22 protein-coding genes are annotated in these 25,067 nt (G+C 60.6%); 4 read left to right on the top strand and 18 right to left on the bottom strand.

Translation table 11 applies throughout. The features are described 5' to 3' along the window. Positions 1 to 204: 204 nt before the first annotated feature. Genes BLU11_RS08460 through BLU11_RS08500 form a run of 8 tightly spaced genes read right to left on the bottom strand, consistent with a single transcriptional unit; the run spans position 205 to position 7,079 of the window. A complete protein-coding gene (locus BLU11_RS08460; protein ID WP_090272932.1) occupies positions 205 to 1,746 on the bottom strand; it encodes a phospholipase D family protein in 1,542 nt (513 codons plus the stop codon). 60 nt (positions 1,747 to 1,806) lie between these two features. Beyond that, positions 1,807 to 4,386, bottom strand: a complete 2,580-nt coding sequence (locus BLU11_RS08465) for an ankyrin repeat domain-containing protein (protein ID WP_090272933.1) — start codon at positions 4,384 to 4,386, stop codon at positions 1,807 to 1,809. 20 nt (positions 4,387 to 4,406) lie between these two features. Beyond that, positions 4,407 to 5,201, bottom strand: a complete 795-nt coding sequence (locus BLU11_RS19255; protein WP_157718640.1) for a TonB family protein — start codon at positions 5,199 to 5,201, stop codon at positions 4,407 to 4,409. Continuing rightward, positions 5,201 to 5,635 (bottom strand): biopolymer transporter ExbD, encoded by a 435-nt coding sequence (locus BLU11_RS08480; RefSeq protein WP_090272936.1) that lies wholly within the window; start codon positions 5,633 to 5,635, stop codon positions 5,201 to 5,203. The genes BLU11_RS19255 and BLU11_RS08480 overlap by 1 nt, the downstream gene beginning before the upstream one ends. Positions 5,636 to 5,637: 2 nt before the next feature. After that, the gene (locus BLU11_RS08485; protein WP_407920230.1) at positions 5,638 to 6,063 is read right to left on the bottom strand and encodes a MotA/TolQ/ExbB proton channel family protein; all 426 of its coding nucleotides are present in this window, start codon (positions 6,061 to 6,063) and stop codon (positions 5,638 to 5,640) included. Next, on the bottom strand, positions 6,020 to 6,442 hold the full coding sequence (locus tag BLU11_RS08490; RefSeq protein ID WP_090272938.1) for a hypothetical protein: 423 nt from the start codon (positions 6,440 to 6,442) through the stop codon (positions 6,020 to 6,022). The genes BLU11_RS08485 and BLU11_RS08490 overlap by 44 nt, the downstream gene beginning before the upstream one ends. A 7-nt stretch (positions 6,443 to 6,449) precedes the next feature. Beyond that, on the bottom strand, positions 6,450 to 6,755 hold the full coding sequence (locus BLU11_RS08495; protein WP_090272939.1) for a winged helix-turn-helix domain-containing protein: 306 nt from the start codon (positions 6,753 to 6,755) through the stop codon (positions 6,450 to 6,452). After that, entirely contained in the window at positions 6,756 to 7,079 is a 324-nt protein-coding gene (locus BLU11_RS08500) for a hypothetical protein (RefSeq protein WP_090272940.1), read from the bottom strand. A gap of 394 nt (positions 7,080 to 7,473) precedes the next feature. Between BLU11_RS08500 and BLU11_RS08505 the strand changes: the two genes are divergently transcribed. The 3 genes from BLU11_RS08505 to BLU11_RS08515 are packed head-to-tail and all read left to right on the top strand — an operon-like array spanning position 7,474 to position 13,098. Then, on the top strand, positions 7,474 to 8,556 hold the full coding sequence (locus tag BLU11_RS08505) for an efflux RND transporter periplasmic adaptor subunit (protein ID WP_090272941.1): 1,083 nt from the start codon (positions 7,474 to 7,476) through the stop codon (positions 8,554 to 8,556). 1 nt (position 8,557) lies between these two features. Beyond that, a complete protein-coding gene (locus BLU11_RS08510) occupies positions 8,558 to 11,647 on the top strand; it encodes an efflux RND transporter permease subunit (RefSeq protein WP_090272942.1) in 3,090 nt (1,029 codons plus the stop codon). Then, positions 11,644 to 13,098 carry an efflux transporter outer membrane subunit gene (locus BLU11_RS08515; RefSeq protein WP_090272943.1) on the top strand — a complete coding sequence of 485 codons (1,455 nt, stop codon included), beginning with the start codon at positions 11,644 to 11,646 and terminating at the stop codon, positions 13,096 to 13,098. The genes BLU11_RS08510 and BLU11_RS08515 overlap by 4 nt, the downstream gene beginning before the upstream one ends. 3 nt (positions 13,099 to 13,101) lie before the next feature. Here the strand turns inward: BLU11_RS08515 and BLU11_RS08520 are convergent, their stop codons facing one another. Then, on the bottom strand, positions 13,102 to 13,848 hold the full coding sequence (locus BLU11_RS08520) for a murein L,D-transpeptidase catalytic domain family protein (RefSeq protein ID WP_090272944.1): 747 nt from the start codon (positions 13,846 to 13,848) through the stop codon (positions 13,102 to 13,104). 271 nt (positions 13,849 to 14,119) lie between these two features. On the opposite strand from BLU11_RS08520, the gene BLU11_RS08525 reads away from it, so the two are divergent. Further along, complete coding sequence (locus tag BLU11_RS08525; RefSeq protein ID WP_090272945.1) at positions 14,120 to 15,643, top strand: L,D-transpeptidase family protein; 1,524 nt, start codon at positions 14,120 to 14,122, stop codon at positions 15,641 to 15,643. A gap of 10 nt (positions 15,644 to 15,653) precedes the next feature. Here the strand turns inward: BLU11_RS08525 and BLU11_RS08530 are convergent, their stop codons facing one another. From BLU11_RS08530 to lolA, 9 genes are all read right to left on the bottom strand, one after another. Further along, positions 15,654 to 16,661: an ArsA family ATPase gene (locus tag BLU11_RS08530; RefSeq protein WP_090272946.1), complete on the bottom strand. Its 1,008-nt coding sequence runs from the start codon at positions 16,659 to 16,661 to the stop codon at positions 15,654 to 15,656. 8 nt (positions 16,662 to 16,669) lie between these two features. Next, the gene (locus tag BLU11_RS08535) at positions 16,670 to 16,915 is read right to left on the bottom strand and encodes a cory-CC-star protein (RefSeq protein ID WP_197674278.1); all 246 of its coding nucleotides are present in this window, start codon (positions 16,913 to 16,915) and stop codon (positions 16,670 to 16,672) included. 32 nt (positions 16,916 to 16,947) lie between these two features. Further along, complete coding sequence (locus BLU11_RS08540; protein WP_090272948.1) at positions 16,948 to 18,624, bottom strand: carbon starvation CstA family protein; 1,677 nt, start codon at positions 18,622 to 18,624, stop codon at positions 16,948 to 16,950. A gap of 147 nt (positions 18,625 to 18,771) precedes the next feature. After that, entirely contained in the window at positions 18,772 to 19,836 is a 1,065-nt protein-coding gene (gene corA, locus BLU11_RS08545) for a magnesium/cobalt transporter CorA (protein ID WP_090272949.1), read from the bottom strand. 12 nt (positions 19,837 to 19,848) lie between these two features. After that, complete coding sequence (cysG, locus tag BLU11_RS08550) at positions 19,849 to 21,243, bottom strand: siroheme synthase CysG (RefSeq protein WP_090272950.1); 1,395 nt, start codon at positions 21,241 to 21,243, stop codon at positions 19,849 to 19,851. 146 nt (positions 21,244 to 21,389) lie between these two features. Then, complete coding sequence (gene serS / locus BLU11_RS08555; RefSeq protein WP_090272951.1) at positions 21,390 to 22,673, bottom strand: serine--tRNA ligase; 1,284 nt, start codon at positions 22,671 to 22,673, stop codon at positions 21,390 to 21,392. 38 nt (positions 22,674 to 22,711) lie between these two features. Beyond that, on the bottom strand, positions 22,712 to 23,083 hold the full coding sequence (gene crcB, locus BLU11_RS08560) for a fluoride efflux transporter CrcB (RefSeq protein ID WP_090272952.1): 372 nt from the start codon (positions 23,081 to 23,083) through the stop codon (positions 22,712 to 22,714). After that, the gene (locus BLU11_RS08565; protein ID WP_090272953.1) at positions 23,080 to 24,414 is read right to left on the bottom strand and encodes a replication-associated recombination protein A; all 1,335 of its coding nucleotides are present in this window, start codon (positions 24,412 to 24,414) and stop codon (positions 23,080 to 23,082) included. Before BLU11_RS08565 ends, crcB begins: the two co-directional genes overlap by 4 nt. Position 24,415: 1 nt before the next feature. Beyond that, on the bottom strand, positions 24,416 to 25,054 hold the full coding sequence (gene lolA, locus BLU11_RS08570; protein ID WP_090272954.1) for an outer membrane lipoprotein chaperone LolA: 639 nt from the start codon (positions 25,052 to 25,054) through the stop codon (positions 24,416 to 24,418). Positions 25,055 to 25,067: the final 13 nt, after the last annotated feature.

Raw genomic sequence — 25,067 nt, forward strand, 5'->3', positions numbered from 1 at the left:
ATACTTCCTTAATGGATACAACGATGCCGAGAGAGGGGGCATACAACCAAAGGGAAAGACTGAAGACCACAGACGCGCTTGAGGAAACGATCATGGCTATCCGCCTGTATTTCAATGTCGCGGTGACATTACTTGCAAAATCCCGGGCTGTCCAGCGTTTAAGGTCGCTACCTTGATCCGACTTGCATGCAAGAGAGGCGCGATTCAGAGCTGCCCTTCGATCGGCAGCCAGCCCAGCATCCACGCAGCAGCGCGGCGGAAGCGACTGGCATGGGGCTCGCTGGTCCAAGTCTTTTCGGCGGTCGTCCAGCGAATTTCGTCGCTGTCGCTCAGCTGCAATTCGAAGGCGAAGTCGTTGGAGGTCCAATGATTGAACAGGTTGGCCAGTTCGATCGCGAGTGCGGGCTGATGCACCAGCACGCCAGCCTCGGTATTGAGCACAATCGAGCGCGGATCGAGATTGACCGAGCCGACAAAGACTTTCTGGCGATCAAATACGAACGCCTTGGCATGCAGACTTGCCAGGGATTCCCCGAGAAAGGCACTGGTCCGCTCCTGCTGGGCCGCCTGGACGCGCAGTTCCCATATCCGTACACCGCCTTTGAGCAACGGCTTGCGGTAGCTGGCATAGCCACTGTGCACGGCAAGTACGTCAGTGGTTGCCAGTGAGTTGGTCAACACCCCCACCTCCACTCCGTGCTCCACCATGTCGAGCAGAAACACCTGACCGCTGGAACCGGGGATGAAATAGGCCGACATCAGCAGCAGCTCCTTCTCACTCGCGCGCGCATGCATGGCCAGCTTGCGCGCGAGGATTGGCATCTGATTGGTGACATGCCCGGGATCGGCCTTGGTGGGCGGATCGGTCAACCACTCTGCAGTGCCCCAGTGCCAATTGATCCGATCATCATGCAGTGCCTGGGCGAAAGGTGATTCGGCCACTGCCTGCAGGTAATCGCTGCCGGCATGTCGTTCGCGCAGAGCCTCGAGCTGCGCACGCAGCCTGGCACCGGCTTTCTTGCCTGTGCGGCGGAACATGCTTTCGACCGGCACCGACTCATTGGCATTCCAATAATCATCGAAGCTGCGCGCCACATCCCGAGTGATCCGGCCCATGCCGAGAATATCGATATCCTGGAAATCCATGGCACTGAGCGAGAAATACTCATCGCCGATATTACGGCCACCGGTGATGAACATCTGGCTATCAACCACCATCAGCTTATTGTGCATGCGATAGTTGATACGTCCGAACTCACCGATCTTGCTGAAGTACTTCAGCACCTTGCCACGCAGCGTAACGGGGTTGAACAGTTTCACCTGGATGCGTGGATGATGATTGAGCGTAGCGACGTCAAAATCACGCAGGCCGCTGCCGATATCATCCAGCAGCAGACGCACGCGCACACCCCGATCGGCCGCGTCGAGCAAGCGCTCGGCGATCAAGCCGCCGGTGACATCACCACGATAGATGTAATATTGCAGGTCCAGGCTGTGTTCGGCCCGATCGATCATTGCCAACCGTGCGGCGAGCGCATCGGTTCCCGTCTGCACCAGGGTGAAACCGGACAACCCGGCACTGTCCTCTGGCTGATGGTCCTGGACGTAACGGCCGATTTCAGAATCCAGATCCGGCGCCGTGGCATAGCTGGGCGGGAGATGCTGTTGCGGTAATGAGATAGCACATCCGGCCAGCATCACCAGCGCACAGATCACCAGCCCCACCTTCCAGGTAGCTGTCTTCACCCTGCTCCGCCATGTTTGCCTTTGATAGCGGTCATTCTAGCAGCGGGCCGGGAGGCAGCGTTAATCGGTCACAACCAACTGGTACTCGGTGGCCCGCCGTCCACGGGTATGCAACACGATATATCCCTCATTGGCTGGTGTCAGATTCTGCGCCTGGGCGGCTTCATAGAGCGCGCGCCAGGTGCCGGCGGCATCATTGCGCTCGCTGTCGAAAATGACACTCAGCACTGTGGTCGCAGGCTGGTTGAGCAACGCGTACCCACTTACGTGCCCGCCATTGGCCGCGACCGGGAAACCGACGTTCATCCTCAACGAGCTGGCCGAATTACCTGCCATATCGGGGACATGCAGTGTCAGCGGCCCGGTCAGCTGCATGCCACCGCGGCGCACCGCCGCGGTGCCGATCTTTATGGCCAACGAGCGCAGCTGCCTGTCGAGATCAACAGGGCTGCTTTCCAGTGGGCGGCTGAACAGCATTGCCGCCGGACGCTGCTTGAGACTGATGCGGTATTCCGCGCCGTCAGCCTGATGCTGCAACACATCGCCTTTACGCAAGTCAACCGGTGGCCGCTCCGCCGCCGGCAGCATTGCATAGGCGGCGCAGACGGGCCCGCGCAGCTGCTCACGATCAGCGTTTGCGAGTACTGCATTGGCCTTCAGCCTCTGGCAGACATCCCTGTCATAGCCGTCCCATGCCTGCCGCGCCGCGCCGGCATCGAGCAGCAACTGGATAACCTCGGCGCCCGCTCCGGACGACGCCAACAGCAATGCCGTCTGTCTGCCCTGCCCGGCCTGACGCCGCTCCGGCCCGCCTACGCCGACATCGCCCAACTGGCGGGTACGCCGGTGTACATCCGCGCCCCGAGCCAGAAGTAGCCGCACGCTTTCAGGCTGATTCTGTTCGGCAGCGGCCATCAGAGCTGTCTTGCCCCAGCGGTTGGCCTGGTCTGCGGCAAAGCCAGCATCAAGCAACAGTTGCAGATTGTCCGGGCGCAGGACCGCAGCCATGGTCGCCGGCGAATTGTCCGGCCCGAGTCCGCGCTGCTCACCGAGTGCGCCGGTTTCGTAGGCGATGAAATCCCGTACGACATGCGTGGGGCCGTTATTCATCAACACGCTGTGCAGGGTGCTGAAGTGTCGTCCGCGCTCCAGATCACCCGCTAACGGCGCGACGGCAAAACGAGACTGATAGCGCGCGTGGGCAGGCAGCGGCAAGGACACAGGCTGTGCGGGAGGGGTCAGGTTTTCCATACTGCGAGCCAGAGTCTCATGCAGCAGCAGATCAGCTGCCGACGTCGCTTCCACGTCATTCAGACCCTGTCCAAGGAACATCTGCCGCAACTCCTGCCATGCCGGTTGCAGCATCGGCATTACCCGGCGATACACCTGCTTGTTGGTCAGGTTACGTTCGGACCAGTCGAACAGAGCATCCAGAGCCAGATCATGGCGCTGACGCAGCGCAGCCTCGCGACCATAACGGGCAAGCGAGTCGGCACCCAGCAGCGGCAGATTGAGCAGCGTCCATTGCAGCTCTTTCCATGCCTGAAAACGATCACGGCGTTCATGCTGGGCCATGGCCGGCAGTGGATCACCGGCGATGCCATCCAGCTCGACCTCCAGGCTGGAATAGGCGGCAAGCCCCGCCAGCGTGTTGGTGCGCGGCGGGGTCAGATAGGTCTGATACAGGCACAGCGGCTGCAGCGTCGCGCCATTCAATCCATAAAGTCCGGCATAGGCGGATTCACCACGGGCGGCAGGCGAATGGAACCCCCAGGTTTCGTTGACCAGTACGTAGGCGCCCTCGCCCCGACGGAAGACATCAATGGAGCCATAGTCGCCGGTTTGCGACGAGGATGCATGGGCACGTCCGCCGTAGTTGGGTTGTTCGGCCACCCAGCGTGGCAAGGTGGCGTCGTCCATGACTGGCTGGCCATTGATGCTCAGACCACTGGCCCGCATCTGGTAGCCCGCGTACAGCCCTGCATTGTAGAGATCGACCTTCACTTGCTGGCCGTCCACGCTGGCAGTAGCAGCCGGCGCATGGCTGCCAGCCAGCAGACGGATGCCGGGCAATCGTGCGGGAGACGGCATACCCTTGCTGCGCAGATCGCGGTTCAGTTTCTGACCGAGTTGTTCGCACATGGCGCCGGCACGGTTGTCCATCAGCCGGTATTCAGCATAGCTGGCCAGGGCGTGAGTACCACCGGCTGTTGGTTCGACTGGCTGCCAGCGGGCCAGCTCGCCACTGCGCTGACGATACATGGCGGTCAGGCAGGCCTGAGCCTGCGCGTCAGGTTCCGCATCCGTGTCGATACCGCACAATTCGCCCCGGCTCAACAGCCATTGGCGATGGTTGGCGGCCAGCAACAGGCTGCCGGTGAGATCCAGCTCCTGCTGTAGTCGGTGTTGGCGGGCGACCAGATCCTTGTCCAACTGCGCCAGCGCGTCAGCCGCACATATCTGGCGATGTACCGCAGGCAAGGCACCACCGCAGGCGAAACTGGCCTTGGTCGAGGGCAATGGTTGGCGCGCCTTCGGCGTGGTATCGAGTGGCGGCTTGGGCGGCACCGGGGCCGCGCAGCCGGCCAGCAGCGCGGCGATGACCAGCAGCCCGAAGGGGGACAGCGCTTTTACCGGCATGATGTGCTCCTTTCCTGGAATCAGTTAATGAATATGGCCGTGCCATAAATGATGTAGCTGCCCGCACCCTGATTGGGCGGCGGCGGGAACGGGCCAGCATTGCGCACAGCCTGTTCCGCGGCGGCGTCCAGCAACTCATCGCCACAACGATCGATTTCATAGCTGATCATGCGGCCGTCTGCATTCACCGTGATCTCGTAGGGGATGTAGCACTGGCGTTTGAAATCGTTGGGGTCACCTTTGTATCCAGGCGGCGGTTTGTACACCGACCCTTCCGGGCGCTTGAGGTTGGCGATTACCCGGTTCTTCACCGTGTCGGCATAGGCGGACGGCACTGGTCGCCCCCGTGTAGCGACCGGGCTTTCCACCGGCGCGGGGGTGGGCGCGGCCCAGTCCTGATTGGCACCGAACGAATGCACCGGCGGACCGGCCGGCTTCGGCGGGGTCGGCGCACGCGGTGGCGGCTTGCGTACCACCGGCCTGGGCGGTTCCGGGGCGGGCTCGGGCTCGGGTTCGGGCTCAGGCTCTGGCTCAGACTCAGACTCTGGCTCTGGCTCTGGCTCTGGCTCTGGCTCAGACTCTGGCTCTGGCTCTGGCTCTGGCTCAGACTCTGGCTCTGGTTCTGGCTCTGGTTCTGGTTCGGGAGGCAATTGCACCAGTTCAACGGCCACCACATCTGAATGTTGCATCACCGGATGGCTGAACCGGCTGCCCATCAACCAGACGATCAGCGCGGCATGCAGCGCCACCGATAGACCGATAACCAGCAAGCGCACCGGCCATGCCCGCTGGAGGGATTCGCCGTTGCGTTTCATCAGGGCTCCAACTCTTCCGAGGCGACCAGGCTGATATGCGAGTACCCGGCCTTCTGCAACAGATTCATCACCCGCATCAAGGTGCCGTATTCCACCGCCTGATCGCCGCGCAGGAATAACCGGGTGTCGCGCCGTTCTCCCGTTGCACCGTGGGTCAAGGCCGCCAGCTGTTCGAGTGCGACCGGCTGTTCCTGAACAAACAGCCCGCCGTTCGCCTGTACGCTGATATAGATGGGATCGGTCGGTGGCGTGTTGGCCGCCGATGCGTTGCTCGGCAGGTCCACCGGCACGTCCACGGTCGCCAGTGGCGCGGCCACCATGAAGATGATCAGCAACACCAGCATCACATCGACGAACGGTGTGATGTTCATTTCCGCATTCTGCTGGTAACTGTGCCGTTTGACCGTCGGCCCGGAATCAAGCTGAATGGCCATGATCAGTGCGCCTCATCCATCTGCCGGGAAACCGATGCCAAGAGCTCGGCGGAGAAGTTATCCAGTGCGCCAACGAAACCGTTGATGTCACGGGCGAACTTGTTGAAGATCATCACCGCCGGTATCGCCGCAAACAGACCCAGCGCCGTGGCCAGCAATGCTTCGGCAATCCCGGGCGCGACAACCGCGAGACTGGCGGATTTCATGGTGGCGATCCCGGCGAAGCTGTTGAGAATGCCCCATACCGTTCCGAACAGACCGATGAAGGGCGCCGTTGCGCCTATGGTCGCGAGCACCCCCATCATCCCACCGAGCCGGGCCAGGTCGCCCTCCTGCACTATGCTGGCGGTCAGCGACATGCGTTGCAGCAAACGGTTGATCTGATCAGCGCTGACATTGCTGCCACGGTGTTGGTCGAAATGCTTCATTTCGGCCTGTGATGCCTGCCACATGCGGCCAACGGCGCTGCAGCTTTTCGAACAGGATGGCCCAGGTCAGCAGCGAGCAGAACACCAGGAACACCATGACCGACTTCACTACCACATCGGCCTGGGTAAACATTTCCCGGACGCCGAAGCGCTCACCGGTCAGCCCGGTAACTTCCCCGAAAACAGTCGCTTCGGTAGCAGTTGGCGACGCGGCGCCAGTTATCGCCGGCTGCGGCGCAGTGGCGGTCGACTCAGGGTCCGCCTGGGCCAATACCAGACTGGCGCTCAGGCCGGTAATGCCCAGCAATGCCAGCAACATTGCCAGCCGCAGCTTTGCCTGCCAGCGGCCAACTCGTGATCGAAGCGTGTTGATATCCATATAAACCTCACTTTGTTGTTATTTGTGGTTCGAGAATCGCATGCAGTGCGGTGACATAACGGCTGAAGGCCTCTCGACCTGCGCGGCTGAGGCACACCCGGGTGCGCGGTTTGCGACCGGCGAAGTCTTTCTTCACCAGCACATAACCGGCCGTTTCCAAAGTCAGCAGATGCGCGCCGAGGTTGCCGTCGGTGGCTTTGACGATCGCGCGCAAGGCGACGAACTCGAGCCACTTTCCAGCCTGGAGCGTATTGAGGGCTGCCATGATCTTCAGCCTGACCGGCTGGTGAATGATTTCATCGGGCGTCTGCATTCACAGCCTCCTGAGCCACAGGCCGGAGAGAATCAGTGTTCCCCCGCAGGCCAGGATCATCCAGGGCCAGAATACTGGCAGCAGGAATACGTAGCCGCCGAGGCACAGAGCCCCCAGCACCAGACCGATGATCATGTAGCGTGGGCGCAACTGAATGCCGCGCAGGATATACAGCACCGACAACAACATGGGCGCCAGCATGGCGCCCTGCTCGGGTGTGAGCGGCCAGAAGATGATATTCAGCGCCAGACAGAACAGCAATATGGCGGCAATAACGGCAAGGTAACGCCAGGCAACAGCGGGAACCTCTTCGCCGGCCCCCATAGAATCAATTGTCCGGACTCCGCCTGGTAGTCCTGGAATCCGGCGGCACGATGTTTGATCAGCGCGATATCACGCAGCGCCTGAGCGGCTTCTTCGGCTGTTGGCCTCATTGCAACGGGGTCCTTTGTTTTTATTTGTAAAGAACTCTATGCCGTAGAGCAAACAAAAACAACATGTGTCTCGATATATTTTTATAACCTTTGTTGTCTCACCCGTTTCGCTGGCTTGCTGCGTCTCGAATTACTCCCAGATGGCCATCAGGCTGAACTCACCCGACGGACAGAACTCTATCTGGAAACCAAACCGAAACGGAAAACCGTTATTGCCCCTTCGATTTCAATGCAACATGACCACCCGTCGCGGTTCCGTTACCGCTCAAAGCGCAGGAGTATGAATGCCATCACCGTCCGCTTTTCGTCCGTCCGCGCCCGCCTGGCTGGCATGCCTGTGCTGTACGGTTGTTGTCACGCTCTCCGGCTGCGGCAACGACGAAGAACCCGCCCCGCCCCCGCCGCGTATTGTCCTTGTCGAAAACGTGCAGGAAGCCCACCCGGGACCGCAGACCCTGCGCTTTGCCGGCGTAGTGGAAAGCGTCACAACCACACAGCTGGCATTTCAGGTAGCCGGTCGGGTTGAACGTATCCTGGTCGATGAGGGCACGCGGGTAACCCGTGGCCAGGCACTGGCCGATCTGGATACCACCGATTACGAATTGCAGTTGCGTGATGCATCCGCCCGGCAACAGCAGTTGCATGCGGACCTGGTACGCAAGCGCAAATTGCTCGCCGAGGGCATACTCGCACCCGCTGCCATCGAACCCCTGGAAGCTGCCCTGGTATCAGCCCAGGTGGCGCGCGACACCGCCGCGCGGCAGATCGAGTATGGCCAGCTGACGGCTCCTTTCGACGGTGTCGTGGCCCAACGCCTGGTTGAGCCCGATATGGTGGTGGATGCCGGCACGCCCATTCTGCGCATGCAGGATAACCAGCACATCGAAGTCAGCGTCGATCTGCCCGAGAGCGCAGCGCTGACCGTGCCGCTCGGGCCCGAGCTGAAAGCGCAGGGCCAACTGGTGCTCGCCGATGAAGTGACGCTGCCACTGGAGTACCGCGAACACAGCACTCAACCCCGGGACGGGGCCAGAACCTACCGGCTGGTTCTGCGTGGCAACCCCCCCGCGGATTACAACCTGCTGCCAGGCATGGCAATGCGCGTAAGCCTGCAACGCCCAGCCCCCGAGCCCCGGGATGATAGCTATCTGCTGCCGATCTCCGCACTGCAAGCTGGGCCGGATGATCAGCATCATGTCTGGCTGGCAGTCGATGGGCATGCCCGCCGCCAACCCGTGCAGTTGCAGGGTATCGAAGCCGACCGCGCCCAGGTAACTGGTCCGTTCGAGGCAGATGCAGCCGTGGTGGTGGCCGGAGGCAGCAAGCTGTCCGAAGGCCAGCCGATAAAAACCAGACAGCGGAACTGATATGGATTTTGCCCGATACGCCATAGGCAAACCGGTCAATATGTGGGTGCTGGTTCTGACCCTATTGGTGGGTGGCAGCATTGCCTTCTTCGAGGTAGGCCGACTCGAAGATCCCGCTTTCACCATCAAGCAGGCAGTGATCAACGTGCCCTACCCCGGCGCCACCGCGCTGGAAGTGGAACAGCAGGTGACCGAGCCGCTGGAGAGCGCCATCCAGCGGATCACCGAAGTGAAGGAAATCCGCTCGCGTTCCATGGATGGGCTGTCCGAGATTCGCGTCGAAATTCAGGACAGATACACCGGCGACGCCCTGCTGCAGATCTGGGACAACCTGCGTAACAAGGTCAATGATGCCCAGGCGGAACTGCCGCCCGACGCCGGACCTGCGGTGGTGGATGACGACTTCGGCGATGTATACGGTATTTTCTATGCCCTGACGGGTGAGGACCTGACCTACCGGGAATTATATGAGTTGGCCAAGGAGTTACGACGCGGGCTGCTGATCGCCGAAGACGTAGGCAAGGTCGAGATCAGCGGCGAGCAGGAAGAGCAGATTCTGATCGACATTGATCAGGCACGCCTTGCGGCATTACACCTCGCCCCCGAAGAAATCATCGCGGCGCTGGATGACGCCGATGCGGCCGTCGATGCCGGAGGGATCCACGCCGGAGAGTTCTTCCTCCGGCTGCAGCCCAGCGGCGCCTTTGACTCGCTGGATGCATTGCGCTCCCTCCCGGTCGGCCAGGGACCGCAACGCATCACGCTGGGCTCCATTGCACACATCCACCGCGGCTATCAGGAACGTCCCCGCCAGATGATCCGCCACAATGGGCAGCCGGCGATTACCTTGGGCGTCAGCGGCATATCCGGCAGCAATATCGTCAAGGTCGGTGAAACGGTCGAGACCCGGCTGCAGGACATGCAGCATCGCATGCCTCTGGGGGCGCAGCTGCATCCGCTGTATGAACAGCACCACATCGTCAACGACGCCGTGAACAGCTTCGCCCTCAACGTGCTGGTCTCGGTATTGATCGTGGTTGCGGTGCTGTGTATCGCCATGGGCCTGCGCGCCGGCGCGATCATCGGCTCGGTGCTGTTTCTATCGGTGATCGGCACTCTGCTGTTGATGTGGTTGTTCGGTATCGAGCTGGAACGGATTTCCTTGGGCGCCTTGATCATTGCCATGGGCATGCTGGTGGACAACGCCGTCGTGGTATCCGACGGCGTCCTCGTTCAGCAGCGCCGCGGCCTGAGTATTCTCGAAGGTTCACAGAGAACCCTGGAGCAGACCCAATGGCCACTGCTGGGTGCCACCGTTATCGGCATCCTGGCCTTCGCCGGGATTGGTCTGTCCCAGGATGTGACCGGCGAGTTTCTGTTTTCCCTGTTCTTCGTGATTGCCACATCTCTGCTGCTGAGCTGGCTATTGGCGCTGATGATAGTGCCACTGTTCAGTCAGTATCTGCTGGAGCGCGATGAGCGCCAGGCGGACAAGGGAAAAGACAAGGACGAAGAGTTATCCGGCGAAGCTGCTGACGAAACGCAGTTGTACCAGGGGCGTATTTATGAGGGTTTTCGCCGCGTAGTGCGCGGCCTGCTGCGACACTCCTGGCTTACCCTGGGTGCACTCATCGTGCTGACCGTGGCTTGTATGCTGGGTTTCAGCCGGGTGCCGCAGAGTTTCTTCCCGGCGTCCAGCACTCCCTTGTTCTACGTCAATCTGTTTTTGCAACCGGGCACCCATATCCGTGAGACCGCGCGACAGGCTGAAGATGTCGAGGACTATCTGGCAGCGCTCGACGGAGTAACCGATGTTTCCACCTTTCTTGGTGCCGGCGCCTCGCGGTTCATGCTGACCTATATGCCGGAACAGTCGGACTCGTCTTTGATGCATTTTCTGGTACGCACTGACGATGCCCAGCGTATCGAGCAACTGGTGCGTGAGATCAATCAGACCCTACCGCCGCGCTACCCGGCCGCGAACGCGCATGCCGCGCAGTTTCTGTTCGGACCCAACGCCGAAGCGAAGCTGGAGGCGCGGATCAGCGGACCGGATATCGACGTATTGCGCGCACTGTCCGCCGAGGGACAGCGCCGTCTGCAGGAACAGGGGCAGGTATTCAATATCCGCGATGACTGGCGGTCACCGGTGCTGGCGTTGAAACCACAGCTCGATCTGGAACGGCTGGCCGATGCCGGACTGACCCGTCAATCAGTGGCCCGCTCCCTGGCGGTTGCCAGCGAAGGCGCACCCGTGAGCCTGTTCCGCGAGAAGGATGAGTTGATTCCCATCATGTTGCGTGCCTCCGAGCAGGATCGGGTAAGCGCAGATAATCTGCTGCAGCGGTTGATATGGAGTGCCGCCAGCAACAGTTACGTACCGTTGGCGCAAGTAGCCCATGGGGTCAAGTTGACCAGCCTGGATCAGGTCATCCGCCGTTTCGATCGCGAGCGCACCATCGCCATTCGCGCCGAACCGCGCGATGGCGAGAACACCAACGCGGCACATCAGCGGATCCGGCCACTGCTCGAGTCCATTGACCTGCCGTTGGACTACCGCTTTGAATGGGGCGGCGACTTCGAACAGTCCTCCAATGCTCAGGAAGCGCTGAGCAGTACGCTTGCCGTACCCTATCTGGCCATGCTGCTGGTTACCGTGTTGCTGTTCGCCCGTGTGCGTCAGCCGTTGATGATCTGGGCCGTGGTGCCCATGGCTATCTGCGGTGTCACTACCGGGCTATTGCTGACCGGTAAACCGTTCGACTTCATGGCGCTGCTTGGCCTGCTCAGCCTGTCCGGCATGCTGATCAAGAACGCCATTGTGCTGGTTAACGAAATAGACCGGCAGATCGCAGAACAGGTGCCACGCATGACAGCCATCATCGAGGCTTCCGCTTCCCGTCTGCGCCCCGTGACCATGGCTGCCGGTACCACCGTGGTCGGCATGGTGCCGCTGATGTTCGATCCGTTCTTCGTCAACATGGCCGTCACCATCATGGGCGGACTCACCTTCGCTACAGCGCTGACGCTATTGGCCGTGCCTTGTCTGTATGCGCTGTTCATGAAGGTTCGCCAGGAGGAAGTCGCATGAGGAGCTCGATCGTCACGCTGTCCGGTCTCACCATGGCGTTGGTGCTGGGCGCCTGTTCCAGCGTTCCGGAACATGCTGCGCCGGAGCTGCCCACACAGTGGTTCAGCCGCAGTCAAAGCGAATCCATCGCCCCGGAGGGTCTGGCCAGCTGGTGGCAGGCATTCGACGACCCGCTGCTTGCCAGTCTGGTCACCCGTGCACTGCAGCAGAACCATGATGTCGAACTGGCAATGTTGCGGGTAGCCAGCTCCCGCGCCCAGTCGCGCCAATCCCGCGCCGGCCTGTTGCCCAGCATCGATCTGCCAGGTAGCGCCAGTCGTCAGCGCATCGAGAATGACCGGGACGTTCCGCCCGGCCTGTTGCGGGATCTGGGGCTGGACGACGACATCCGTATTGAAACCTGGGAACTGGCGCTGCAGGCGAGCTGGGAGCTGGATCTGTTTGGTGCGACCCGGGCACGCAGCCAGGCGGCGCAACAGCAAGTGCGTTCGGCCGAGGCCGAGGCCATAGCGGCACGCCTTGCTGTAGCCGCAAACACCGCCCAGGCCTACGTCCAGCTGCGTGCCCTGCAGAATCAGCGCGAGCTGCTGACCGAAGGTATTGATCTGGCGGCGCAGCTGCAACGCATCGCCGGGCTGTTATTCGATGCCGGAGAAGTCACTCGCCTGGATGTGGAAAGTGCCGCAGCCGAGCACGCAACGCTGCAAGCCGATCTGAGCGAACTGGAGATCAACCTCGCCCAGGCCAGCCTGGCGCTGGATACCTTGCTGGCCCAACCGCCGGGCAGCAGCGCCAGGGAGCTGTCCGCCCATGGCACAATCCCTCTGGCAAGCAGGCCGATTCCGGCAGGCCAGCCAGTGGACCTGTTGCGCCGACGGCCCGACCTGATCGCCGAAGCCGCACGGCTGGACGCTACGGCGTTGCAGTCCCTGGCTGCGCGCCGTGATCTGTTTCCGACGCTGGCGGTCCAGGCTGCCCTGGGCCGTTCGGGAATGGCGCTGAATGATCAGCTGTCCAGCGTCTCGAATTTCACCCGCCTCGGTGCCACCCTCGGCCTGCCGATATTCGATTTCGGCCGCCGCCGTGCCGCCATCGAGATGGCCGATGTTGCCGGTGAGACCCGTTACGTGGCTTATCGTCAGTCATTGGGTGATGCGCTGGAACAGGTTGAACAGGGATTGACTGCCGTGGATGGACAACGGCGGCGGCTGCAGGCTCTGCAGCGCGTGCTGGAGCATTACCAGCGCACCCATGAGCTGGCACAAACCAGTTACCGACTGGGCGAAGCCAATCTGCAGGATGTGCTGAATGCCCAGCGCGGCCTGTTGCAGGGGCGCCAACAGCGACTGGCGGGGCGTACCGCCCTGGCCACCGCTCAGGTGGCCCTGTTTGTCGCCCTGGGCGGCGGCTGGGAGGCCAAGGTGGAAGAACCCACTACGGCAGCTCGTTGAGAATCAACGGGTCGTTGTGGCCACCATGTTGTCGCTCTCGTCAGCCGGGCAGTTGATGAAAGAAGAAGTAGCAAGCCAATGATCATCCGGGTAATAGGAGAACATGAACTGGCCACCTTTCAGGCTATCCACCACCATGCTTGCCACCTCCGGACGCACCGCGGGACAACCGTGGCTACGACCGATGCGACCGTGCCGCGTGATCCAGCTGGGATCAACATAGTCGGCGGGATGAATGACGATGGCACGTTGGCGCGCCAGATCATTGATACCCGGCTCCAGACCGTCCATGCGCAACGAATAGCCATGCTTACCGAAATAGCTTTCCTGGGTGCGGAACAGACCGATACTCGACTGATGGCTACCTTCGATATTGGAAAAACTGCTGGCCAGATTATCGCCCGATCCCTGGCCATGGGCGACCAGGTCCTGCAGCAGCAGGGTCCGGGTCTGTAGATCGAAGATCCACATGCGCTGTTCGGTAGATGGCAGAGAAAAGTCGATGACAGCCAAACGGTTGGCAGGCTCGGCACCGCTGTTGACAGCGCACTGCATGGCCGAGACGGCAGTCAGCAGTACCTGCGGGTTCAGCTCGGGCGCCTGGGCAGCCAGCATGCTGCTCAAGGTGTCCTGCGTGTAGGGTTGTGCAGGTGGATGGATGATGGCGGTTTCCATGGCGGCGCCGGGGCCAGCCACAAATGCAAGACAGGCAGCAGTCAATACGCCAACGCGGCGTAGACAATTGAACATCGAGTTTCCCCTCGGCTCAAAGAAGTCGAACCAATGAAAAAGGTAGAAAAAACAGGTCGCTTGCCGGCTTCTTTGAAAAACCACGCATGGCTTTGCCTATACTGCATCAAGGCCGGCTAACAGAAAGCGCCCCCCAAATTTGTGACTGGGAGATTACCTGTTGCTCAAAAAATGTACAGTGCTATTCGTCAGTTGCCTTTGCTGGGCTACCACATCTGCCCAGGCAGAATTCACCGTCAAGATTGCATTGACGCCCATCCAGGAGAGGTTGATGCAAGGCACTGCAGAGCAGTGCAATGACCTGGCGCAGCTGCGCAGCATGCCCATCGCCGAGGCGCTTGAGCAGCTCTACCAGGCCAACGGCTATATTTCCATCTGGAAACAGGAAGAGCGTCTGCAGAGCCTGCAGGAGGAATTGCAGGAGCTGGCCGGCGATGGCCTGGCGCCAGGGGAATATGCCCACGCCTTCGCTGAGCAACCCGAAGAGGTCTGTGATGAGCTGCGCCTCAGCGGCGATTATCTGCTGGCCCTGGAGCACCTCAGTCGCGGGCGTTTGAACCCGGAAGATCATGAACCCATGTGGCGTCCGGAGGATTATCAACCGCCTTCACGGCTCAGCGTCGCCGATCTGGCCGCACAGGGGCTGGCTGACATGACCAGAGCATTCGACGTTGCCCGCCCCTCCCTTCCGCAATACGTGGAGCTGCGGCGCGCCTATCGCCAGATGGACCGGGAACCGGTCGTCTTCGCAGCTTTTCCCGAGGGGCCGTCGATCAAGGCGGGGCAATCCGATCCACGCCTTCCGCAATTGGCGCAGCGGCTCATGCTGGAAGGCTTCCTGCCCAGCGAGCCGGTCACTGCCGGTCCACTCACCGAGCCGGTAGCGCCATTCACTGATCCCGTGCGCGCCCAACCGCTGCAATACAACGCCCGGTTGCAACAGGCGGTACGTGCCTTTCAGGTGGCAAATGGTTTGCAGAGCGACGGAATCGTCGGTCGGCAGACAGTGGCGGCGCTGAATATCACTCCCGAAGAACGGCTGCTGCAGGTACGTATCAACCTGGAGCGGCTGCGGTGGCTGGATGCCAGCCGTGGTGAGCATGTGCTGCTGGTGAACTCCGCAGGCAGTAACGCGGTATTGTTCAGGGGCAATGAGGTTCAGTGGCACTCCCGGGTGCAGTCAGGCACCCCTGACCGCGCCACCCCGCTGATGATTTCGCGCATCAACCGAGTCACACTGAATCCCAGCTGGACGATTCCGCCGACCATCCTGCAGCAGGACAAGCTGCCAGCCATCCGCGCCAATCCGAGCTATTTCGCCGAGCGCGACCTGCAGGCGCTGGATTTCGAGGGCAACAGGCTCAACCCGGCCGATATCGACTGGTCCAATCCCCAGGGAGTGATGTTGCGTCAACCGCCAGGTCCGAATAATCCGCTGGGGAAAATGGTCTTCCGGTTTGACAACCCATTTGCCGTGTTCCTCCATGACACGCCCAGTCAATCGCTGTTCGAACGGGCCACACGCAACGTCAGCTCCGGCTGTGTACGTGTGGAACAGGCAACCGATCTCGCCGATTACCTGTTCCACAGTCTGGATAACCAGCAGCGCGAGCGCATTACGCGTCTGCAGGCCAACGGCAAGACCCGTGAAGTCAATATCGACAACGGGCCGCAGGTGATTCTGGGCTATTGGACCGTACAGGTAATGGAGAATGGCGAGCTGCGCTATTTACCCGATCCCTATGATATGGACGAGGCACTGTGGAAAGCGTTCAGCGCGGCGGTAAGGCTCTAAACCGGAGCCATCAGAAACCCAACCCCGCGAGCCGCTGGGCGATCGACTGCAGGATATCCAACCCTTGCACGTCGGTCTCCAGCCAGGGCAGACGCGGACGCGGCAGTTGGCTCAATTGAGTATCGATGCGCTGCAGATAAACCGCCTCCTGCTCTCGCCGGCGGCGTAGGAACTCACCGTCAGCCTCGTCGGGAATGACACGGTTGACCAGGGTCGCGACTACCGGAATACCCACTTCGGATAGCGTTGCCACGGCACGTACGGTTTCCAGAATCGGCAGCCGCTCGGGCGTCATGACGAACAGAAAACCGCTGACTGCAGGATCTTCCAGTTTGCGCCGCGCCTGATGAAACAGTCGGCGACGCTCCATCAAGGTTCTGGCGATGTCGCGTGAACGCCGATCCACCGCATTCAGTGAGTCATCTTCCGGGTCGTCAAAAGGTGTGGCTATGTCACGACCTGCTTTCGGCGTCAGATGCTGCAGCACCTTGCCCAGCTCCGCAGATTTCCGGCTGTGCGACAGCAAACCGTCAGTCCAGGCGGCCATGGCTTCCGGCAGCGACAAGAGTCTCAGGGTATGCCCGATCGGCGCAGTATCAAAGATGATCAGGTCATAGGCGCTGTCCGGATCATTGATCAATCTGGCAATTCGCTCAAGCAATGCAGCTTCCTGAGTGCCCGGCGATTGCCGCGTCAGCTGCATCTGACGCTTGAGCTCACCGAGCATTTCCGGTGCGGCAAAACCCTTCATCTGATCCATTACCCGTTTGAGATGGGCATCGACTTCCGCGTCCGGGTCAATTTCCATGGCGTCCAGGTTGGGCAGGATGCGCCGGGGCTTGTCGTCCAGCTCACGGGCAAGCACGTCACCGAGACTATGCGCCGGGTCGGTGGACACCACCAGACAACGCTTGCCCCGTTCAGCAGCCAGCATCGCCAGAGCAGCAGATACTGTGGTTTTGCCCACCCCACCCTTGCCGCCAACCCAGATCAGCCTGCGGCTCAACAAATCAAACATGTTTTTTCTCAGCAGCAACGGAAGTGATCGAGCGGAGAATGTTCCATTCCCATGCGCCGATGCCAATCATGGAAGCGCTCCAAAAGCAGCGGCTGCAGCTCAAGCGTGTAGTAGGCGGCCGGATTCGGCACGCCCATCATTTCGGAAAACACCAGCAGCATGAACAGATCGTCCTCATCACGTCGGGCGCGCGCAATCGCGCCCCGGTAACGACTGCTGTAAGCCTCCTCAAGAAAGAAGCGGGCCTGGTCCAGCCAGCCCCGCTGCTTGGGGTCGCGCCCTTGCGTCACAACTGATTCTGCGCAGCGAGTGCACGGTGACGCTTGAGTGCCGATACGCATTCCATGGTGACCAGAATCGACGCGATCAGCACGACGACATCCAGAATCAGCAGGAAGTAGTTGCCCTGCTCATAGAAAGTGCGCAACTGCAGCACCAGGGCGATAACCGTCATCACCAGCACGAAGCACAAGGGCACCAGGGTGTACTTGATCGGTCGACGCAGGTGCACCAGCATCACGGTGATCACCAACAGGGTCAGCCCTGCCAACAGCTGGTTGGTGGTACCGAACAGCGGCCAGATCAACATACCGCCTGAGCCATCCGCGCCGCCGGCACCGAAGGCCAGCAGCAGGCAGGAAGCAATCGCCAGAATGGTTGCCGGCACCCCTTTCTTCATCCATTCGATGTTGTAGATGTCACCCCACTCCTGAAAGATGTAGCGCTGCAAGCGCAGGCCAGTATCCATGGTAGTGCCGGCGAACAGCGCAGCCATCACCGTCAGCATGGTGGCCGCCAACACCTCGGACACACCCAATGCGTTGGATATGATGAAGGCACCACCCTGCACGAAGGCCGTCACGCCACCCTGACCAAAGGCCGAGTACATGGCTTGCCAATCAGCCAGACTGGCAAAACCGGCCGAGGCAACCAAAATCGCAGCCAGCGCCAACATGCCCTCACCCACCGCACCGAAATAGCCAACGAAGCGGGTGTCTGTTTCACGGTTCAACTGTTTGGAGGTAGTGCCGGAGGATACCAGGCCGTGGAAACCGGAAATCGCCCCACAGGCAATGGTCACGAACAGCAAGGGAATGATGGAAGGAGTACCTGCCGGCACATTGTCGTTGAACATCGGCGCGATCATGCTCGGGTTGAGTACCAGAATGGCGCCATACAGAATCAGCAGGCCGACAAACAACTGCAGACCATTGATGTAGTCACGCGGCTGCAGCAGCATCCATACCGGCAATACCGAGGCAATACCGGCATAAAGGAAAAGCAGCAGAATCCATACTGCATTGCCGGACACTCCGGCGACCTCGGCTGGCATCTGCACCGGCACCGAAGGCCCCAACAGGATCAGACCATACAGCGCGGCCACGCCAACCACCGATACGGTGATCAGGCCGATCTTGCGGCGATAGATCAACTGGCCAACGACCAGCGCCACCAGGATGGCACCCCACACCGGGACCACGGCGGAGGGGAACGACATCATCAGATTGGCGATGACCACCGCAAATACCGCGTTAACCATCAGCAGCAACAGGAAAATAACGATCATGAAGATACTGCGGGCGCGCTTGCCGACGACATCGCCGGTCAGCGAACCGACAGACCTGGCCTTGTTGCGAATGCTGGCCCAGATAGCCCCGGCGTCATGCACGCCAGCAAAGAAGATGGTACCAAACACCACCCAGGCGAATGCCGGTGCCCACCCCCAGATCACCGCAATCGCCGGCCCGACGATAGGTGCCGCCCCAGCGACCGATGTGAAGTGGTGGCCCCAGAGCACGTACTTGTTGGTTGGCACGAAATCGATCCCATCCTCCAACTCGTGCGCGGGTGTGCGAAAGTTCGGGTCCAGGCGGAATATTTTCTCGGCTATGAATTTGGAGTAGATGAAATACCCCAACGCCATCAGCACCAATCCCGTCAGCAGTACAATCACAGCACTCATGCCATGCTCCTTATTTTTATTTATTCAGGGCTTTCGCCACCGCTCATCGCAATGGCAGACACAATATAGCTCATGATTAGAAGCAAAAATGTCCATCGGACGCAAGTTTTCGCGCACCGGAAAGCAAGCTGTCAGCGCCTTGCGGAGTCATATCCAGCGACGTCTGCGAAAAAACGCCAGCAGGCCGACGATGATCCCCAGCATCACTGCCATCACTGCCGGGTAACCCCAGCGCCAACGCAACTCCGGCATCACGTCGAAGTTCATGCCGTAGATCCCGGCGATGAAGGTCAGAGGCATGAACAGACTGGCGAAGATCGTCAGCACTTTCATGATTTCATTAGTGCGCTTGCTGACGCTGGAAAGGTAGAGATCGAGCATGCTGACCAGCAGCTCGCGGATGGTATCGATGTTGTCGATGACATGGATGGCGTGATCATGCACATCGCGCAGATATAGCCGGGTTTCCTCGGAAATCAGCTGGCTGTCGTCGCGGCTCAGCCGGCTGAGCACCTCGCGCAGCGGCCAGATGGATTTGCGCAACAGCAGCATTTCCCGCCGGTAATGATGGATGCGGGCCAGGGTGTCCGGCCCGGGGGCGTCGATCACCTGGTCTTCCAGCGCCTCGACCTGCTCACCGAGAAACTCCAGCATCTCGAAATAGTGATCCACCACAGCGTCCAACAGCGCGTAGGTCAGATAGTCGGTACGCATGAAACGGATACGACGTCCCGCCCGCAACCGCTCACGTACACCTTCGAAGACGTCGCCCGGGCGCTCCTGGAAAGACAGCACGAAATCCGGCCCGAGTACCAGACTGACCTGCTCCGAGTGGATCTGCTGCCGCCCCTGGTCGAACTGCAGCATGCGCAGCACTATGTACAGGTAGCCTTGATATTCTTCCACTTTGGGCCGCTGATCGGTGTTGAGGATATCCTCCATCACCAGTGGGTGCAGGTCGAAGATCGCGCCCATGCCCGACACTACCGAGGCGTCACTGACGCCAGCTACATTGAGCCAGGCGATTCGTTCTTCATCCCCGTTGCGGCGGTAGCTGGCCAGATCCTCGATCACCGACTCGCGCAGTTCGTCAGGGGCATAGTCGATCAAGTGGATGGCAGCGTTGTCCGGCTTGTGCTTGCCGATATGCACAAGAGTGCCCGGCGGCGCTCCGACCTTGGTACCCCGCTTGACCACCAGTTTGCGAGCCATGGCGCCTCCAGATCAGTCCTGTTTCTGCGTTTCGAACCATCTCAGTTTGTTACGCAAGCTGACCACCTCACCAACAATCAGCAGGGTCGGCGGCTTGATTTCGGTCTGTTCGACCAGCGCCGGCATGCTTGCCAGGGAGCCGGTGAGAACCATTTGGTTAGATGTCGTGCCCTGCTGGATCAAGGCAATGGGGGTTCCCGGGTCGCGGCCGAATTCGATCAGCCGACGGCATATCTCCGGCAGTCCGACCAGCCCCATGTAAAACACCACCGTCTGGCCCGGCACCACCAGCTCCGGCCATGGCAGGTTGGTCGTGCCATCTTTGAGGTGACCGGTGACAAAGCGTACCGACTGCGCGTGGTCACGGTGAGTCAGGGGAATACCGGCATAGGCCGAACAGCCGTTGGCAGCGGTAATACCCGGCACCACCTGAAAGGGAATATCGTTGGCAGCAAGCTCTTCGATCTCCTCGCCACCCCGGCCAAAGATGAAAGGGTCACCGCCCTTCAGCCGCAGTACCCGCTTGCCCTCCTTGGCCAGGCGTACCAGCAGCTGGTTGATCTGCTCCTGGGGCACCGCATGATCGGCGCGGGCCTTACCTACGTAAATACGGTCGGCATCGCGGCGACAAAGATCAATGATGCTGTCCGGCACCAACCGGTCATGCAGGACCACATCGGCCTGCTGCATCAAACGCAGCGCGCGGAAGGTCAGCAAGTCCGGATCACCCGGCCCGGCACCGACCAGATACACCTCACCCTGGTAGGACTGACCCTTCTGCTCCCGCAGGCGCTCGATCAGCAGTTGTTCAGCTTCGGCATCACGGCCGGCGAAGACCCGCTCGGCAATATCACCCTGAAAGGCATTTTCCCAGAATACCCGGCGTTGATTGATGGTCGGAAAAGCCGCTTTGACCTGGCCTCGAAACCGCTGGGCCAGCTGCGCCAGACGCCCCCAGGAATGGGGGAACAGGGTTTCGATACGCGCTCGGGTCAGACGTGCCAGTACCGGGGCATGGCCACCACTGGAAATCGCCACCACCAGCGGCGAGCGATCGACAATCGCCGGGAAGATGACAGTGCAGTGCTCGGGGGCATCAACCGCGTTTACCGGCAAGTTGCGCGCCTGGGCGTCAGCGGATACCTGAGCATTCAGCGCTGCATCATCGGTAGCGGCAATAACCAGTTGCGCGCCATCGAGGTGCGCTGGCTGATAACCCTGCACCACCCCTTCGCCGGCCTGCCGTTCGAGCAGCTCAAGCAGTTGCGGCTCGATCTCCGGGGCAACCACACGCAACCGCGCACCGGCTTCAGTCAACAGTCGAGCCTTGCGCAGCGCTATGTCACCCCCGCCGACCACCAGTACAAGACGACCACGCAGGTTATGAAACAGGGGTAGAAAGTCCATCTGTACCTCACTAGTCATGATTCACCCGAGCGTGCGGCACAGGTGGTTGTGGAGGGCCAACTTGGGTGTAGCGCGCCTGCCCTACGCCAGTACACCGCAGCCCACACAACCTTGTCGTCAGCAGGCGCTCGACAACCCGAGGAGCCTCAGCCGATGCGGTCGAGACCGCCCATATAGCCACGCAGTACTTCCGGCACTATCACGCTGCCGTCAGCCTGCTGGTAGTTTTCCAGCACGGCAACCAGTGTGCGGCCAACCGCCAGTCCGGAACCATTCAAGGTATGTGCCAACTCCGGCTTGCCGGTTTCCGGGTTGCGCCAGCGGGTCTGCATGCGCCGCGCCTGAAAGTCGCCACAGCTGGAGCAGGAGGAAATTTCTCGGTATTTGTTCTGACTGGGAATCCAAACTTCCAGGTCATAGGTCTTCACTGCACCAAAACCCATATCCCCAGTGCACAATGCCAGTGCACGGTATGGCAGACCGAGACGCTGCAGCACATCTTCAGCGTGGCCGGTGAGCTCTTCCAGGGCACGCATGGAATCGTCCGGACGCACGATCTGCACCATCTCGACCTTGTCGAACTGATGCTGACGGATCATTCCACGGGTATCGCGCCCGGCAGAGCCGGCTTCACTGCGAAAACACGGTGTGTGTGCCGTCATTTTCACCGGCAGGCTGCTGGCATCAAGGATGCTCTGACTGACGATATTGGTCAGCGACACTTCTGCGGTAGGGATCAGATAGAAATCCCTCTCACCCTCACCCTGAGGAATCTTGAACAGATCTTCCTCGAACTTGGGCAACTGACCAGTGCCCAGCAGTGCCTCGGCATGCACCAGATACGGGGTGTAAACCTCTTCGTAGCCGTGTTCGTTGATATGCAGGTCGAGCATGAACTGGGCCAGTGCGCGGTGCAGACGGGCGATCGGGCCGCGCATGAGAGCAAATCGCGCACCCGAGAGTTTGGCGGCAGTATCAAAATCCAGATAACCATGACGCTCGCCGATGGCAACGTGATCCTCAACCTCGAAGTCAAACTCAGGTGGCGTACCCCAGGTGCGCACCTCCACGTTGTCATCTTCGCTCAAACCAACCGGCACACTGTCATCCGGCAGGTTGGGGATGTTCAGCATGATGCTATCGAGCTCGACCTGAATACCGTCCAGCTCCTGCTTGGCAGCGTTCAGCTCCTCACCCATGCGATCGACATCAGCCAGCAACGGCTGGATATCCTCACCACGGGCCTTGGCCTGGCCGATCGACTTGGAGCGGCTGTTGCGTTCGGCCTGCAGACTCTCGGTACGGGTCTGCACCGACTTGCGGCGTGCCTCCAGCGATTCGAGCAGACTCACGTCCAGTTCAAATCCTCGAGTGGCAAGACGTTCGGCTATCAGTTGGGGTTGGCTACGGACCAGTTTTGGATCAAGCATCGGGCATCATCTTATGGTTGCGGGTGACAGCCTGGCGACTATCTAGTCAGCATCAGGCCGGCCCAGGTGGCGGTCAGACCGAGGCACACACTGAGCAGGATATATCCAAGGGCCATCAGGCCCTGATCATTCTCCAGCAGACGCCAGGCGTCCAGGGAGAAGGTGGAAAACGTGGTGAAGGCACCGAGGAAGCCGATCATCAGCCCCTGTTGCAACAGCGGTGACAGTTCCGGGCGGTTCAGCCACACGCCGTATAGTATACCCATCACCAGGCATCCGAGCAGGTTGATGAGGAAGGTCGCCAGGGGAAATACCGTCGGCCACAACAGGCCGACGCCCAAGGTCATGCCGTAGCGTGATAGCGCGCCCAGCGCACCGCCCAGGGCAATTGCCAGCAGTGTTCCGATCATCGCTTCTCCTGGCGGCGCTTGCTGGTGCTGGCAGCGTCCAGGCCACGCAGATAGTCCAGTTTCTGGCCGATCTTCAGTTCCAGCCCGCGATTCACCGGCCGGTAGTAGCGACGCGGCTCCATCTCTTCGGGGAAGTAGTCCTCACCGGCGGCATACGCCTCTGGCTCGTCATGGGCATAACGGTAAGCCTGGCCGTAGCCCAGCTCCTTCATAAGTTTGGTCGGCGCGTTGCGCAGGTGCAGTGGCGGTTCCAGCGACGGCTGACTGGCGACATCCTGGCGAGCCATCTTGAAGCCCTTGTACACCGCATTGCTCTTCGGCGCACAGGCCAGATAGACAAGGGCCTGGGCAATTGCCAGCTCCCCTTCCGGGCTGCCGAGGCGCTCCTGCACGTCCCAGGCACTGAGGCACAAGGTCAACGCGCGCGGGTCGGCGTTACCGATATCCTCACTGGCCATGCGCACCACGCGCCGGGCGATATACAGCGGGTCGCAGCCGCCATCGATCATGCGCACAAACCAGTACAGCGATGCATCCGGGTCAGACCCGCGTACGGATTTGTGCAAGGCGGACATCTGGTCGTAAAAAGCTTCTCCACCCTTGTCGAAACGCCGACGGTTGTCATTCAGCAGATCACCGACCAACTCGATATCGATGGTGCCGCCGTCCGCCACCAGGTCAGCGGCGATCTCCAACAAGTTGAGTACGCGGCGCGCGTCACCATCAGCGGCGCCAATCAGCACGCTGCGGGCTTGCGGGGTGATATCGAGACGATGGGCTCCCAGGCCGCGTTCGACATCCGTGAGCGCCCGGTCGAGCAAGGCCTCCAGCGCCTGTTCATCCAGCGATTTGAGCACGTAAACGCGCGCCCGGGACAACAGGGCGTTATTCAACTCGAACGAAGGGTTCTCGGTGGTGGCGCCGATGAACAGCAAGGTGCCGTCTTCGACGAACGGCAGGAAGGCATCCTGCTGCGCCTTGTTGAAGCGGTGTACTTCGTCGACGAACAGAATGGTCTGACGGCCGTTCTGCGCGGCATGCTGACGCGCCTGATCCACCGCCAGGCGGATATCCTTGACCCCGGCCAGCACCGCCGAAATAGTCACGAAATGCGCATCGGCAAGTGTTGCCAGCAGCTTCGCCAGGGTGGTCTTGCCCACGCCCGGCGGCCCCCAGAAGATCATCGAATGCAATGCACCCTGCTCCAGGGCCACCCGCAGCGGGCGGCCCTGACCAAGCAGATGTTGCTGGCCGGCGTATTCATCGAGACTCGCAGGCCGCATGCGCGCCGCCAGCGGTTGATGACGCGCAGGACTGGCAAACAGGTCCATATCACTCACTGATGACATCGACCCCGGACGGCACAACGAAGGTGAACTGGCTGTCATCCAGGGGCTGGTTCAGCTCGACATTGCGGAACAGGATGTTGGTACGCTGACCGATAGGGTCATTCATCTGCATGTCGTTGATCATGCCATCGGTGAAGGAGATCCGCAGGTGATCGAACATGGAGTCGGGTTCTCGGGGTGTCAGGGTGAAATCCTGCACATTGCCGCCCTCGGTCCATTCGATAGTGAAATTCTGCTGCAGCTGGCTGACGTCACCTGACAACAACAGCGCCGGAGTATGGCTCAGGCGCTTGTCCATCTTCTGAATGGTGACCTGCTCCAGATCCGGGTCATACAACCACATCCGTTCGCCATCGGAGATCAACAGTTGCTCCAGCGGCGGATCAGTGTGCCAGCGGAACATGCCGGGGCGCTTGAGCGCCAGGGTACCGGTGGTCTCCTGCAGATTGGCGCCGTTGGAGCTGAGCGTCATCTGCGAGAAGCCGCCCGTCATGGTACGGGCCTGGGACAAAAGTTCGTTCAGTCGTTCGGCAGCGCGGGCCTGATCGTCGGCCATCACGGCCAGGGGCAGCGCAGCAAGGCATACGGCTGCAATAGTGGAACGCAGTAGTTTGCGGATCATTTTCGGGTCATTA

Origin of the sequence: Halopseudomonas litoralis (assembly GCF_900105005.1) — a bacterium.
Classification (GTDB): domain Bacteria; phylum Pseudomonadota; class Gammaproteobacteria; order Pseudomonadales; family Pseudomonadaceae; genus Halopseudomonas; species Halopseudomonas litoralis.